This is a genomic window from Enterobacter sp. UNJFSC 003, from assembly GCF_036903355.1.
Classification (GTDB): domain Bacteria; phylum Pseudomonadota; class Gammaproteobacteria; order Enterobacterales; family Enterobacteriaceae; genus Enterobacter.
The window spans coordinates 1090002-1105394 of the sequence record NZ_JBAKHK010000001.1 but is presented as its reverse complement, the minus strand read 5'-3'; the positions used below and the strand labels follow the sequence as shown (position 1 = coordinate 1105394).

Below are 15393 nucleotides of genomic sequence, written 5' to 3'. Positions count from 1 at the left end.
TTACGCTTTCTCGATGTTGACCAAAAACGCTTTGTACTCCGGCGTCTGCGAGTTGGAATCGCCGACGTTTGGCGTCAGGGTATTGGCGATATAGCCTTTCTGCGCCACGCCTTCAAAGCCCCAGTGCAGCGGGATACCCACGGTTTCCACCTGCTGACCATGCACGTTCAGCGCCTGCAGGCGACGGGTTACCACCGCGACAGCGCGAATAAAGCCGCGCTTGCTGCTCACCTTCACGCGATCGCCGTTGGCAATCCCCTTCGCTTTCGCCAGGGTTTCACTGATCTCGACGAACTGCTCCGGCTGCGCGATAGCGTTAAGTCGCGCGTGTTTGGTCCAGGTGTGGAAATGTTCCGTCAGGCGATAGGTTGTCCCGACGTACGGGAACTTATCCTTCTTACCTAATCGCAGCACGTCCTCTTCGTAGATACGCACGACCGGGCTTGAAATCACGTTCGGGTGCAGCGGGTTCGTGCCGAGCGGCGTTTCCATTGGCTCGTAGTGTTCCGGGAACGGCCCTTCCGCCAGCTTATCCAGAGCGAACAGACGTCCCAGCCCTTCCGGCTGCATAATAAACGGTCCGGTTTTGCTGCCCGGCGGCGCGGTGTTGAAGTCCGGAATATCGTTGCCCGTCCACGTCGACCCGTTCCACTGGATGAGCATCCGTTTGGGATCCCACGGCTTACCGTTGATGTCCGCCGAGGCGCGGTTATACAGCACTCGACGGTTCAGGGGCCACGCCCACGCCCATCCGAGCGTATTGCCCAGCCCTGACGGATCGGCGTTGTCGCGATTAGCCATCTGGTTACCCTGCTCCGTCCAGCTACCGGTGTAGATCCAGCATGAGGATGCGGTGGTGCCGTCATCGCGCAGCAGCGCAAAACTGCCGAGCAGCTGGCCTTTTTTCGCCACCAGGTTGCCGTTAGCGTCGTAGAGATCGTCCAGCGCCACGCCGTTGTTCTCTTTTGCCACCTCTTCTGATTCAGGTCGATCCGGCTGCCTGTAGTTCCAGCTCATCTTCAGCAGGGGCTCAGCGCCTTTGCCGCCTTCGGTGCGATACATCTCACGCAGGCGATGGTAAATCCCGGCCAGAATTTCACCGTCGTTACGCGCTTCGCCCGGCGCATCTTGCCCCTTCCAGTGCCATTGCAGCCAGCGGCCAGAGTTGGCAATAGAGCCATCTTCTTCCGCAAAGCAGGTCGACGGCAGGCGGAATACCTCGGTCTGAATCGATGCGGGATCCACATCGTTTGCTTCACCGTGGTTCTGCCAGAAGGTCGAGGTTTCCGTCACCAGCGGGTCGATAACCACCATGTACTTCAGCTTGCTCAGGCTGCGAACAACCTTGTTTTTATCCGGGAAGGACGCGACCGGGTTAAAACCCTGGCAGATGTAGCCGGTAACCTCACCTTTGTCCATCATGTTAAAATACTTGATGACGTCGTAGGCTTGATCCCATTTAGGCAACCACTCAAAGCCCCAGTCGTTCTCTTTCTGCGCCGCATCGCCGTAGAAAGATTTCATCAGGCTGACCGCAAACTTCGGATAGTTACTCCAGTAGTTCACCTGGTCCGGCAGCGTGGCGTTTGGCGTGTTGGCGTTCAGCCAGGTCTGCCAGTTATGCTGTTTTTCAGAGGGCAGCGTCAGGTAGCCCGGCAGGCTAGTCGACAGCAGGCCGAGGTCGGTTAACCCCTGAATATTTGAATGACCGCGCAGGGCATTCACCCCACCGCCCGCCATGCCCATGTTGCCAAGCAGCAGCTGGATCATCGCCATGGTACGGATGTTCTGCGCGCCCACGGTGTGCTGCGTCCAGCCCAGCGCATACAGGAACGTGGTGGTTCTGTCGGCTGCACTGGTTGACGCTAGCACTTCGCACACCTTCAGGAAGTCCGCCTTTGGCGTACCGCAGATGTTCTCCACCACGTCCGGCGTATAGCGTGAAACGTGCTGTTTCAGCAGGTTCCATACACAGCGCGGATGCGTCAGCGTTTCGTCACGCATCGCATAGCCGTTTTCATCGAACTGATAGTTCCATGAAGACTTATCGTATTGACGCTTATCGGCGTCATAGCCGCTGAAAAGACCGTCATCAAAAGCAAAATCATCCCGCACCAGCAAATTGGCGTTGGTGTAATGGCGGACGTACTCTACGTTAATTTTGCCGTTTTCAATCAGATACCGCAGCACGCCGGACAGAAACGTAATGTCCGTGCCGGAACGAATAGGTGCATAGATATCGGCCACCGACGCCGTACGCGTGAAGCGCGGATCGACGACGATAAGCGTCGCATCGTTGTTGTTTTTCGCTTCCATCGCCCAGCGGAACCCCACCGGGTGGGCTTCTGCGGCGTTACCGCCCATGACCACCACAACGTTAGCGTTTTTGATATCAACCCAGTGGTTGGTCATCGCACCGCGACCAAATGTTGGAGCAAGACTTGCTACCGTTGGTCCGTGTCAGACGCGCGCCTGGTTGTCTACCGCCAGCATGCCGAGAGAACGCACAAATTTTTGCGTCAGCATGCCGGTTTCATTGCTTGCCGCAGAGGCACACAGCATCCCGGTGGAAAGCCAGCGGTTGACCGTCACGCCCTGCGCGTTCTTTTCAATAAAGTTGGCGTCGCGGTCGGCTTTCATCATTTTTGCAATACGGGAGAACGCGTCGTCCCAGGAGATGCGCTGCCACTTATCGGATCCCGGCGCGCGGTATTCCGGATAGCGCAGGCGGTTTTCGCTGTGGACATAGTCCAGCAGCCCCGCCCCTTTCGGGCAAAGCGCCCCGCGGCTCACCGGATGATCCGGGTCCCCTTCAATATGATAAATCGCTTCTTTGGCGTTCTTTGCGCCATCGCCCAGGCTATACATCAAAAGCCCACAACCTACGGAACAGTATGTGCAGGTGTTACGGATCTCTTTGGCACGCAGCAGCTTGTAGTTGCGTGATTGAGCCAGCGCCATTTTGGGAGCAAATCCCAGCATGGCAGCCGTTGTTCCGGCCATACCGCCCGCGCAGATTTTAAAAAATTGTCTGCGGCTGACGTCCATTGTTGTCCTCGTTTTCGAATAAGACTTCGCGCCGCAAACTAACAGCAAAACCCCTGATTTTTTTGCGTCAAATCAAGGTCGTCGATCTTCGCCCCCTTAATAGTCACCCCAACGATATTTGAATACCCCTTAATGATTAATCGCTTAGCAGAATAATTCGCGACGAGTGCGGGTTTAATGTTATAAATTTTCCCGTTGATTTTTATAAAGATGGCAAGGTAATGGACAGAAAAAAAGCAACCCTCATTGGGCTGGCCGCGATACTATTATGGAGCACCATGGTGGGGCTTATTCGCAGCGTGAGCGAGGGGCTGGGGCCAGTAGGCGGCGCGGCAATGATTTACACCGTCAGTGGATTACTGTGTCTGGTGACGGTCGGCTTTCCGAATATTCGCCGTTTCTCCCCCCGCTACCTTATTGCCGGCAGCGTGCTGTTTGTCAGCTACGAAATTTGCCTGGCGTTGTCTTTAGGCTATGCCGCCACCCGCGCTCAGGCCATTGAGGTGGGGATGGTGAATTATCTCTGGCCGAGCCTGACGATCGTTTTTGCAATTTTGTTCAATGGTCAAAAATCAACTCTGTGGGTGATCCCGGGCTTAGCCATTTCATTGCTCGGCGTCTGCTGGGTATTAGGTGGAGAGAATGGCCTGCATCTCGATGAAATTACCCGCAATATTGTCTCCAGCCCGCTCAGCTATGCGCTGGCGTTTGCCGGGGCGTTTATCTGGGCGGCCTACTGCACCGTGACCCGTAAATTTGCGAAAGGGCAAAACGGTATTACCCTTTTTGTCCTGCTCACCGCGCTTAGCCTGTGGGTGAAATTTGCGTTAAGCGATCAGCCAGCGATGGTGTTCACGGCTCCTGTGGCCGTGAAGCTATTAATGTGCGGTGTCGCACTCGGGTTTGGCTATGCCGCCTGGAATATTGGCATTCTTCATGGCAACGTCACGGTGCTGGCCGCCGTTTCCTATTTTACCCCCGTGTTATCTGCGGCGTTGGCAGCGGTACTGCTCAGTTCACCGCTGTCGTTCTCCTTCTGGCAGGGGGCTGTAATGGTTTGCGCCGGTTCACTTCTTTGCTGGTACGCCACCCGAAATTAACGCCTTCCCCCACTGTCGGGCAATTTCCTTGCTCGACAGAATTTAACACAAATTTAAAATGTGATGCCGCGTAGAAATATTATTCGAAGCATTAGAGAATATGTTTAATCGTTGTTTATAGTTATACCCGTTCGTAAATTCCAATCACCACAAATTGACATAAACTGACACCGCGACTCAACTAGTGCCCGGCGAATATTCACGTGCTATATAGCACAAAATGCAATAGTGCATTTCTGGATATTTCAACACCAGCAGCACAAAAACCTTGCGAATAATCCTATAAGCCGTTGTTTTAAAAAGAACGACATTTATTTTAAATGGTTAAACCCTCGAATATACCGACTATTTCCCTGAAAAACCAAACCGCATAAAAATTATATTCGCACCTTTTCTCACGGCGTAAAAACCGCCAATAAACGTGCACTTATTAATCAAAACATTTCAGATAATGGCAATTTATTGGATCAGGATCACACTACCTGAAATTATTCCTAATATTTTGAAACTTATTATTGAAAGCAGGCTACAAGATTTTTAAGAATAGCATGCCATTGACGAGCAGCCTCGTTTAGCCTTCGTTCAAAGTGGCTCAGGAAATACCTAAGAAAATTATAAGGATTATTTAAGATGAAACTTAAATTAGTTGCAGTGGCAGTAACTTCCATGCTGGCAGCAGGCGTTGTGAACGCAGCTGAAGTATTTAACAAAGACGGTAACAAGCTGGATCTGTACGGTAAAGTAACAGGTCTGCACTATTTCTCTGACGACACTGACAATGACGGTGACAAAACTTACGTTCGTCTGGGCTTCAAAGGCGAAACTCAGATCAACGACCAGCTGACCGGTTACGGCCAGTGGGAATATGAGTTCAAAGGCAACCGCTCTGAATCTGAAGGCTCTGACAGCAACAAAACCCGTCTGGCATTCGCAGGTCTGAAATTCGACCAGTTCGGTTCTTTCGATTACGGCCGTAACTACGGTGTAGCTTACGACATCGGCGCATGGACTGACGTTCTGCCAGAATTCGGTGGCGATAGCTGGACTCAGACTGACGGCTTTATGACTGGCCGTACGACTGGCGTTGCAACCTATCGTAACACCGACTTCTTCGGTCTGGTTGATGGCCTGAACGTAGCTGCACAGTACCAGGGTAAAAACGACCGTACCGACATCACCGAAGCGAACGGTGACGGCTGGGGTCTGTCTTCTACCTATGAATTCGACGGTTTCGGCGTGGGTGCTACCTATGCAAAATCTGACCGTACCGACCGTCAGGTTGCTGCGGGTCGCGTCGCTAACACCCTCAACGCTGGCGGTGAAAATGCAGAAGTATGGGCAGCCGGTCTGAAGTACGATGCAAACAACATCTACCTGGCAACCACCTACTCTGAAACCCGCAACATGACTAACTTCGGTAGCGGTTTCATCGCCGACAAAGCGCAGAACTTCGAAGTTGTTGCTCAGTACCAGTTCGACTTCGGCCTGCGTCCATCCATCGCTTACCTGAAATCCAAAGGTAAAGACATCGGTTCTTACGGTGACCAGGATCTGGTTGAATACGTTGACGTTGGCGCGAGCTACTACTTCAACAAAAACATGTCTACCTACGTTGATTACAAAATCAACCTGGTTGACGACAACAGCTTCACCAAAGCTGCTGGCGTTACGACCGACAACATCGTTGCTGTAGGCCTGACCTACCAGTTCTAAGCGTTGTCGCAATAAACAGCCAGCCCTCGCGGCTGGCTTTTTTTATTCCGTGTGGGTATCCGCCACCCGACGCAGCCAGTTTTGCAGTCGCTTCCCCTCCTCCGTCATGTCCAGATCTGTGCGGACGCAGAGGTAATAGTCCCGCCCGTCATCAATCGGTAAATCAAAAATCTTCACCAGCTCGCCGCTCTCAAGGTACGGCGCAATCAGCGGCTCGCGCATCAGGGCGCAACCCAGGCCTGCCTGCACGCCCGCAAGCGTCAACAGTCCGTCTTCAAACAAGGGGCCGCTTCGCCGCAAGGGACGCTTAACCCCCTGCTGCATAAACCATTGCGGCCAGGTGGAACGCTCCTCGTCATGCAGGAGCGGCATGTGTAACAGCTGTTCAGGCGTATCGATATGGCCGTGGATGCGCACAAATTCCCGGCTGCAGACCGGCACCATCTGCCCGGAGATCAATTTTTCACTCTGATATCCCGCCCACTGCCCATTGCCAAAGCGAATCGACATATCTGACGCATCGCTCAGGTAATTGCGGTGATTAGCATAAACCACGTTGATCTCCGTTTGCGGGTTCGCACGCATAAACGCGGGCAGGCGCGGAATAAACCAGCCCATACCAAACAGCGGGATCAGGCTGATGGTGACCTGACGCGTCTGTGCTTGTTCAACCAGATGCTCGGTGGCCTGACGCAGCACGTTAAACGCCGCGCGGATCGATCGGTAATAGTCTCGCCCCTGCTGGCTCAGCACCAGCCTGCGCCCCTGACGCTCGGTCAGCGGTATCTGCAGATACCCTTCCAGCACCCTGAGCTGATGACTCACGGCCGAGGGTGAAATGTCCAGCTCCTGCGCGGCGAGCGTCACGCTGCCGAGCCGGGAAATGGCCTCAAATGCGCGCACCGCCCGTAACGGGGGATCGTTTGCCAGGCGGCTTTCCGCGTGGGCTGGCAGCTCGCTGGATTGTTCTGTTTTATTCATATATTGATTTCTTTAGGCTTTTTACCTGAAAACACCTTTCCATTATCTTTATATAAATCATAAAGATAAAACAATACCGGTTTATCATAAGAAATAATATATGTGTATTTTACAATTTAATTCATTTATTAGATGGTAGCCGCAGAAAGAGCACTTTGCGGGAACAGACGTTGGACACACTCATACAACAGCTGATCAACGGGGTGATGCTGGGAAGCATCTACGCGCTGATCGCGCTCGGCTATACCATGGTGTATGGCATTTTGCGCATTATAAACTTTGCTCATGGCGATATTCTGATGGTTGGCGCGTTAACCACGCTGTCAGCCGTTAACGCGCTGAACACCACCTTCCCCCACATGCCGCTGCTGCTTCAGCTCGGCTGTGCGCTCGCGGTCGCGATGGTTGTCTGCGCGCTGCTGGCAATGGCGGTTGAGCGATTTGCCTATCGCCGCCTGCGTAACGCACCGCGACTGGCCCCGCTTATCTCCGGCATTGGTATTTCCGTGCTGCTCCAGACCGCGGCAATGGTTATCTGGACGCGTAATCCGCTGATGTTTCCGCAGATCCTGCCCATGGATCCGATTGCCGTCACCGCGGGCAGTGAGGCACATCCCCCGGCCATCATCACCGTAACGGGTATCGTGACCGTCGCCCTGGCCCTGATCGTGATGACCGGACTCTGGCTGCTGGTGGAGTACACCCGTCTTGGTCGCGGCATGCGCGCCGTGGCAGAAAACCCGCGAGTGGCAACCCTGATGGGCGTAAACCCCAACGCCGTTATAACGCTGACCTTTGCCATTGGCGGTATTTTTGCCGCGCTGGCAGGCGTAATGATGGCCAGCAATTACGGTAACGCCAGTTTTTCCATGGGCTTTCTGCCCGGCATCAAAGCCTTTACCGCCGCCGTGCTGGGCGGTATCGGCAACATCCGTGGGGCGATGATTGGCGGGATCCTGCTGGGCATTATCGAAGCATTGGGGGCCGGTTATCTCGGCGAACTCACCCACGGCGTGTTTGGCAGTAACTATCAGGACGTCTTTGCGTTCATGGTGCTGATTCTGGTGCTGGTCTTCCGTCCGGCAGGCTTGCTCGGCGAGCGCGTCGCGCACAGGGCATAAGGAATACGATGACAACCGTTCACTTACAGACTCCCGTGGTAACACGCAAATTCTGGTCCGGCATGACGCTGCTCTGCCTCGCTCTGCTGATTGCGCCCGTGGTTGCCACCCAGCTTGGCGGCAACTACTGGGTACGCGTGATTGACTTCGCCCTGCTCTACATCATGCTGGCGCTGGGGCTGAACATTGTGGTGGGCTACACCGGCCTGCTGGATATGGGCTTTATCGCCTTTTACGCGGTCGGCGCCTATCTGGCCGCGCTGCTGGCCTCGCCACATCTGCTCGAGGTGTTTCCGCTGCTTGCCGTCTGGTTCCCGGACGGGCTACACACGTCTTATCTGCTGATCATTCCCGCTGCGGCGCTGGTCGCCGCCGTGTGCGGTATTTTGCTTGGCGCGCCGACGCTGAAGCTGCGCGGGGATTATTTGGCCATTGTGACCCTCGGGTTTGGCGAGATTATCCGCATCCTGATGCGCAACCTTGACCGTCCGGTGAACATCACTAACGGCGCAAAAGGCATTACCGGCGTGGATACGCTGAACCTGTTCGGCCTGAAGTTCAGCGGCATGTATCACTGGTTTGGCGTCAAAGTACCTGCCCTGTGGCTATGGTACTACCTGCTGATGCTGTTCATCGTGGCCATCATCTTTGTTTGTCTGCGTCTGCAACATTCGCGTATTGGTCGCGCCTGGCACGCCATCCGCGAAGATGAAGACGTGGCCCGTGCGATGGGCATTAACGTGCGCAACTATAAGCTACTTGCCTTTGCCATGGGGGCATCCTTTGGCGGCGTTGCGGGCGCGCTCTTCGGCGCGTTCCAGGGCTTTGTTTCGCCAGAATCTTTTACCTTGCAGGAGTCGATTGCCGTGCTGGCGATGGTGGTACTGGGCGGGATGGGACACATCCCTGGCGTGATCCTTGGTGCGGTGCTGCTGACCGCACTGCCTGAACTGTTGCGCAGCCAGGCAGCGCCCGTTCAGCAGGCGCTGTTCGGGTCGGTACTGATTGACCCTGAAATTCTGCGGCAGCTGTTTTACGGGCTCGCGCTGGTATTAGTGATGTTGGTTCGCCCTTCCGGTATTTGGCCGGTGCGTCACAAGGAGGTAAAAGCATGAGTCTGCTTACCGTACGCGATATGACGAAACGCTTTGGCGGCCTGACAGCCGTGGACAACGTGTCGATCGCCGTTAACAAAGGCGAGATCTACGGCCTGATCGGCCCCAACGGCGCGGGGAAAACCACCTGCTTTAACCTGATAACCGGGCTGTATCCCGCCGACAGCGGCGAGTTTTTGCTTGCCGATACGCCCTATTATCCGAAGCAGATCGAGAAAGTCACCGTCGCCGGCATTGCCAGAACCTTCCAGAACGTGCGGCTGTTTAATGAGATGTCAGTGCTGGAAAACGTCATGGTTGGCCGTCACGTCCGTACCCGCAACGGCCTGTGGGCGGCGCTAAGTCGCCATAAACGCGCACGCGAGGAAGAAGCGCAGACCCGTGAAAAGGCCTGGCACTGGCTGGAGTACACCGGCATCGCGAAGTTTGCTCACTACCGGGCCTGCGATCTGGCCTACGGGCATCAGCGTCGCCTTGAAATCGCGCGGGCGCTGGCAACGGATCCGCTGCTGCTGGCGCTGGACGAACCCGCAGCCGGAATGAATGCCGTTGAAAAAGCGGCGCTCGGCGAACTTCTCATCCGTATCCGCGACGACGGTAAAACCCTGCTGATGATTGAGCATGACGTCAAGCTGGTGATGGGGATCTGCGATCGCCTGACGGTACTGGATTATGGCAAAACCCTCGCCAGCGGTACGCCGGATAACGTGCGCCGCGATCCGGCCGTGATTGCCGCCTGGCTCGGAGGCAGCGCCCATGTCTAAATTACTGAACGTTGAACGCCTGAGCGTCCATTACGGTGGGATCCAGGCGGTACGGGACGTCTCTTTCACGCTGCATGAAGGTGAACAAGCCACGCTAATTGGCGCTAACGGCGCGGGGAAAAGCTCAACCGTGCGCGCCATTACCGGGCTGGAAAAATTTAGCGGCGATATCGCCTTTAACGGCAAGCCGGTAAACAAGCAGAAACCGGAAGCGCTGCTTCGCGACGGCCTGGTGATGGTTCCGGAAGGCCGCGGTATCTTCACCCGCATGACGGTGCTCGAAAATCTGCAAATGGGCGCATGGCTTAGGCGTGACACTGTCACTATCCAACAGGAAATGAACGCAATTTTTGAGCGTTTTCCGCGCCTGGGAGAGCGCCAGCATCAGCTTGCCGGGCTGCTTTCCGGTGGCGAGCAACAGCTGCTGGCGCTTAACCGCGCTCTGCTCAGTCGCCCACGTTTGCTGATCCTCGACGAGCCTTCAATGGGGCTGGCACCGAAGATGATTGAAAACATATTTTCCGTCATCGCCGAGCTGCGCGCGCGCGGCGTCGCCCTGCTGCTTATCGAGCAGAATGCCCGCCTGGCGCTGGAAGTGACCGACAGCGCGTGGGTGATGGACAGCGGCAGCATCGTTCATCACGGCGAGTCAACAGCGATGCTCAATGACGATCGTATTGCACAGATTTATTTGGGCGAAATGCCCGTTTAACACCACCAACACCAGGGAAAAACAATGAAAACAGTAAAAATCAGTGCGCTCAGCGCCGCTATTCTGCTCAGTGGTTTTGCCTCAACGGGCGCATGGGCGGCCGACAGTGAAACCGTGCTCATCGGCCTGGCGGGTCCGTTGACCGGGCCGTCTGCCCGTATCGGTAAAGATTTGGAAAACGGCGCCCAGCTGGCGATTGACGACATCAACAAGCAGCACCCGACCATCGGCGGCAAAGCGGTAACCTTCAAACTGCAGTCCGAAGACGATCAGTCTGACCCGCGCACCGCGGTTGCCGTGGCGCAGCGTCTGGTGGACAGCGGCGTTGCTGGCGTTGTCGGTCACTGGAACACCGGCACCAGTATTCCTGCCGCACGTATCTATCACGATGCTGGCATTGCGCAGGTTGCGCCCGTCGCGACGGGTCACGCTTACACCAGGCAGGGTTTTGACACCAGCTTCCGCGTTATGGGCCATGACGATGACGGCGGCCAGTTTGCCGGTCAGTATGCGGTCAACACCCTGAAAGCCAAACGCATTGCGGTGATCGACGACCGTACGGCGTTTGGCCAGGGTCTGGCGGATGAGTTTATAAAATCGCTGGAAGCCCAGGGGGTGAAAATTGTTGACCGCCAGTACGTCGACGATAAAACCGTGGACTTCAGCGCGGTGTTGACCGCCATTCGCAGCAAAAATGCGGATCTGATTTTCTTCGGCGGCGTGGACAGCCAGGCTGCACCGCTGGCGCGTCGAATCAAACAGCTGGGTATGAACGCGACGCTGATGGGCGCTGGTGGATTCGTTAGCCAGACATTCCTCCAGCTGGCGCAGAAAGAAGGTGAAGGCGTGGTCGCGCTGGAGCCCGGTCTGCCGGTGGAACAGATGCCGGGGGGCAAAGCCTTCGAGCAGGCGTACCAGTCTCGCTATCACACGCATATCGAGCTGCACGCCCCGTTCGCCTATGACGCCACGCGCGTGCTGGTTGCCGCGATGGAAAAAGCTGACTCGGTCGAACCGTCCGAATACCTTCCCGCCCTGCGCGCCATCCGCTATTCCGGCGTAACCGGGCAAATTGCGTTTGATAAAGAAGGCAACCTGAAAGCCCCGTCATTCACCGTCTATAAGGTGGTGGACGGCAAATGGCAGCCGCAAACCGTGCTGGGTGGCGCAAACGCTAAGTAACGCAGTGAGGTAATGTGATGAGTGATAATCATGAGCTGGGCATCCTCGCCCGCCGCAAAATTGAAGCTGAAATTATTAAGCCAATTTATGAAATCCTGGTGCGCGAGATCGGCAAAACCCGCGCACAGGCAGTGATTGGCGAGGCCATTGAGCAGGCCGCGATCGACGCGGGCAAGGAATTTGCCCGCAAAGAACCCAACGGCGCGGACGTGAAGAGCTTTATCGCCCTGCAGTACCTGTGGGAGAAAGATAACGCTCTGGAGGTCAACGTCATTGATGCCGACGACCAGCAGTACAATTACAACGTGACGCGCTGTCGCTACGCCGAGATGTACCACGAGATGGGGCTGGGTGAGATCGGCCACCTGCTCTCCTGCGCGCGCGATGAGAAATTCATCGTGGGTTACGCGCCGGACGTCGAACTGACCCGCACCTCCACCATTATGCAGGGCGGATCGTGCTGCGACTTCCGCTATCGCAGCAAAAAGGATCCCTCATGATCCGCGTCAACGCCGAACGGCTGTGGTCCACGCTTGAGATGATGGCGCAGATCGGCGGCACGCCCGCCGGTGGCGTTACCCGCCTGGCCTTGAGCGAAGAAGACCGCATTGCGCGTAACCTGCTGCGTGACTGGGCGCTGGGCGCTGGATTCACCTGCGACGTGGACAGCATGGGCAACATGTTTATCCGCCGCGCGGGCAAAAATCCCGCGCTCGCGCCGGTCATGACCGGTTCGCACGTGGATTCTCAGCCGCTCGGCGGCAATTACGACGGTATTTACGGCGTACTCGCCGGGCTTGAGCTGCTGCGAACGCTGAACGATCGCCACGTTGAAACCGAGCGCGATATCGTGCTGGTAAACTGGACCAACGAGGAAGGCGCGCGGTTCGTTCCGGCGATGCTCGCCTCTGGCGTGTGGGCGGGCCAGCTGACGGAGGAATTCGCCCGGACCCGAATGGACAGCAAAAAAGTCACGGTTCGCGAGGCCCTTGAGGCCATTGGATACTGCGGTGAACGCCCTGCTCGCGCCTTCCCGGTTCACGCCTGCTACGAGCTGCATATCGAACAGGGACCGATTCTGGAAGACGAGACCATTGATATCGGCCTCGTGCGTGCGGCAATGGGCCAGCGCTGGTATACGATTACGCTGGACGGTTTTGCTGCCCATGCGGGCACCACGCCGATGCACAGCCGTCGCGATGCGCTCACCGCCTTTGCCGAGCTGGCGCTGAAGGTCGAAGAGATTGGCTATCAGCATGAGCCCGACGGCCGTGCCACTGTCGGTATGGCGCAGGTTACGCCGAACTCGCGCAACGTGGTGCCGTCTCGCGTGATGTGCAGCGTCGAGTTTCGTCATCCGGAACAGGATGCGCTGGCCGCGATGGAAGCCGCACTGCATCAGGCGGCGGAGAGGCTTACCGCGCGCGGCGTGGAGGCTTACGTGGAACGTATTTTTGACTATGCTCCCATTGCGTTTAACGCGGAATGTCTTGCACGCACGGAAAAAGCCGTTGCCGCGTTGGGGTATTCATCTAAGCCGATGGTTTCCGGTGCCGGGCACGATACCTGCTACGTCAGCAAAATCGCGCCAGCCAGCATGATTTTTATCCCCTGCGTGAAGGGCATCAGCCATAACGAAGCGGAAAAAATCCTGCCCGCGTGGTCTGAGAAAGGGGCGAATGTGCTTCTGCACAGCGTTCTGAGCGCAGCCCAGGAGAAATAACGGCCGGCGAAAGCAGAGGCGCTCTGTTTTCGCCGGCGTTATATCGCCACGCGTCGGCTAATTTCCACGACCCGATCGCTGGGAAGACGGTAGTGGTTAATCACATGCGTGCAGTTACGCTTCATAAAGGCAAAGATGTGACGCTGCCAGGCCGCCATTCCCCCCGCACCGGATACGATCGTCTCATGCCCGACGTACCAGGTCGCGTCTTCATTGGCAAAGAGCGCGTTGATTTCGCTTATCCCCTGCAGCAGCTGCGGCAGGTCTGGATGTTGCATAAAGCCATACTGCGCGACGCCATGCCAGTAGCCCGGCGCGCGCTGAACCACCTCCACTCTTTGCTCATCATCCACATAGGGAACATTAAGAATATCGATAGTCAGGGACAAAACTTCACGCTGTAAGGCGCGGTTTCGCGCCACATGCCAGCGCATCACCGGCGGGATGTTGTCCCGCGTGCGGGTTAAAAAGATTGCCGAACCGTTCACCCTTGGAACGTCTTGTTGATGAAGATGCGAAAAGAAAGCATCGACGCTAACCCTTTTCTCACCCACCGCCGCCGATACGGCTTTCACCCCACGATTCCAGACCAGCATCACCGTACAAATCGCCGCCGCCATCAGCAGTGGAATGTAGCCACCCTCGAGCACCTTAATCATGTTGGCAAACAGAAAGCTGGTATCCATAATGAAAAAGCCCGCAGCGATGACGGCGCTGCTAAAGAGGCTCCAGCGCCACACGTCACGCATTGCCACAAACAGCAGTCCCGTGGTCATCAGCATGGTCAATGACACCGCAATACCATAGGCCGCGGCCAGCTTATCGGACGATTTAAAGAAAATAACCAACCCGATCGTCACGACCATCAGCAGCCAGTTGATGGTGCCAATATAGATTTGTCCGTAGCTTTCGGCTGCAGTCTGCTTGATACGCAGCCGTGGCAGCCAGCCGAGCTGAATGGCCTGTCGCGTCATCGAAAACGCACCGGTGATGATGGCCTGGCTGGCGATAATGGTGGCCAGTGCGGCCAGAATAATCAGCGGAACTTGTAGTGCAGGCGGGCAAAGCATAAAGAAGATGTTTTTCTTGCTGTCTGCGCCGGACAGAATCAGCGCCGACTGCCCGGCATAGTTGAGCAGCAGAGCGGGAAAAACGATGCCGTACCAGGCCAGCCAGATCGGCTTTTTGCCAAAATGGCCCATGTCGGCATATAAGGCTTCAGCCCCGGTGACACAGAGAAATACGCCGCCAAGCACCAAAAAGCTGATGAAGCCATTCGAGAATAAAAAGGTGATGCCGTACCACGGATTGAGCGCCAGCAGCACCGATGGGTGCTGAACAATGCCCCACACGCCCAGCGCCGCGATGGCCAAAAACCACAGCGCCATGATCGGGCCAAATATTTTGCCGATTTTGGCCGTACCAAAAGGCTGAATAAGAAAAAGAGCCAGCAGGACAAGCACCGTCAGGGGAAGGATGTAGGGCTGGGATGCGGGAATGACGATTTCTAACCCTTCGAGGGCCGAGAGCACGGAGATCGCGGGGGTGATGGCGCCATCACCGTAAATTAACGCAGCCCCAATCAGCGCGGCAAAAATCACCCCGCGCCCGCCTTTTCCCTTTTCGACCAGCAGCGACATCAACGCCATAATGCCGCCCTCGCCGTGGTTATCTATGCGCATCGCAAAGGCGGCATACTTTATAGAGGTCACCAGAATCAGAGTCCAGGTGATAAGAGAAAGCAGGCCCAGAACCACGTCGGGGGTTGGATCATGACCGGAAAGGGAAAGCACGGTTTTAAAGGTATAGAGCGGGCTGGTACCGATATCGCCAAATACCACTCCCAGCGCACCGCCTGCAAGCAGGGTTAACCGGGATAAAGGTTGCGATGTTTCACTGCTGCGCAGGCTCATAGTTTCCAGCGAGAGTCAGAC

12 protein-coding genes are annotated in these 15393 nt (G+C 56.0%); 9 read left to right on the top strand and 3 right to left on the bottom strand.

The annotated features are described in order from the left end of the window. The gene (gene fdnG / locus V5P19_RS05150; protein WP_334400757.1) at positions 1 to 3048 is read right to left on the bottom strand and encodes a formate dehydrogenase-N subunit alpha; all 3048 of its coding nucleotides are present in this window, start codon (positions 3046 to 3048) and stop codon (positions 1 to 3) included. A gap of 221 nt (positions 3049 to 3269) precedes the next feature. Between fdnG and yddG the strand changes: the two genes are divergently transcribed. Together yddG and ompC are read left to right on the top strand one after the other, a co-directional pair. Continuing rightward, entirely contained in the window at positions 3270 to 4148 is an 879-nt protein-coding gene (gene yddG / locus V5P19_RS05145) for an aromatic amino acid DMT transporter YddG (RefSeq protein ID WP_334400755.1), read from the top strand. 630 nt (positions 4149 to 4778) lie between these two features. Continuing rightward, entirely contained in the window at positions 4779 to 5861 is a 1083-nt protein-coding gene (gene ompC, locus V5P19_RS05140) for a porin OmpC (protein WP_334400753.1), read from the top strand. Between the two features lie 42 nt (positions 5862 to 5903). On the opposite strand, the gene V5P19_RS05135 is transcribed toward ompC, so the two are convergent. Continuing rightward, positions 5904 to 6842 carry a LysR substrate-binding domain-containing protein gene (locus V5P19_RS05135; protein WP_334400750.1) on the bottom strand — a complete coding sequence of 313 codons (939 nt, stop codon included), beginning with the start codon at positions 6840 to 6842 and terminating at the stop codon, positions 5904 to 5906. A gap of 170 nt (positions 6843 to 7012) precedes the next feature. Between V5P19_RS05135 and V5P19_RS05130 the strand changes: the two genes are divergently transcribed. The 7 genes from V5P19_RS05130 to V5P19_RS05100 are packed head-to-tail and all read left to right on the top strand — an operon-like array spanning position 7013 to position 13459. Beyond that, the gene (locus V5P19_RS05130; protein WP_334400748.1) at positions 7013 to 7963 is read left to right on the top strand and encodes a branched-chain amino acid ABC transporter permease; all 951 of its coding nucleotides are present in this window, start codon (positions 7013 to 7015) and stop codon (positions 7961 to 7963) included. An 8-nt stretch (positions 7964 to 7971) separates the two neighbouring features. Continuing rightward, positions 7972 to 9078, top strand: coding sequence for an ABC transporter ATP-binding protein (locus tag V5P19_RS05125; RefSeq protein WP_334400746.1), 1107 nt, complete (start codon positions 7972 to 7974; stop codon positions 9076 to 9078). Next, on the top strand, positions 9075 to 9842 hold the full coding sequence (locus V5P19_RS05120) for an ABC transporter ATP-binding protein (RefSeq protein WP_334400744.1): 768 nt from the start codon (positions 9075 to 9077) through the stop codon (positions 9840 to 9842). The genes V5P19_RS05125 and V5P19_RS05120 overlap by 4 nt, the downstream gene beginning before the upstream one ends. Further along, positions 9835 to 10554, top strand: coding sequence for an ABC transporter ATP-binding protein (locus V5P19_RS05115; RefSeq protein WP_334400742.1), 720 nt, complete (start codon positions 9835 to 9837; stop codon positions 10552 to 10554). The genes V5P19_RS05120 and V5P19_RS05115 overlap by 8 nt, the downstream gene beginning before the upstream one ends. Before the next feature lie 24 nt (positions 10555 to 10578). Further along, positions 10579 to 11736 (top strand): branched-chain amino acid ABC transporter substrate-binding protein, encoded by a 1158-nt coding sequence (locus V5P19_RS05110; protein WP_334400740.1) that lies wholly within the window; start codon positions 10579 to 10581, stop codon positions 11734 to 11736. A gap of 17 nt (positions 11737 to 11753) precedes the next feature. Next, positions 11754 to 12236, top strand: a complete 483-nt coding sequence (locus V5P19_RS05105) for an L-2-amino-thiazoline-4-carboxylic acid hydrolase (RefSeq protein ID WP_334400738.1) — start codon at positions 11754 to 11756, stop codon at positions 12234 to 12236. Further along, positions 12233 to 13459: a Zn-dependent hydrolase gene (locus V5P19_RS05100; RefSeq protein WP_334400736.1), complete on the top strand. Its 1227-nt coding sequence runs from the start codon at positions 12233 to 12235 to the stop codon at positions 13457 to 13459. The genes V5P19_RS05105 and V5P19_RS05100 overlap by 4 nt, the downstream gene beginning before the upstream one ends. 38 nt (positions 13460 to 13497) lie before the next feature. Here the strand turns inward: V5P19_RS05100 and V5P19_RS05095 are convergent, their stop codons facing one another. Then, positions 13498 to 15372: a KUP/HAK/KT family potassium transporter gene (locus V5P19_RS05095; protein WP_334400734.1), complete on the bottom strand. Its 1875-nt coding sequence runs from the start codon at positions 15370 to 15372 to the stop codon at positions 13498 to 13500. Positions 15373 to 15393 lie beyond the last annotated feature (21 nt).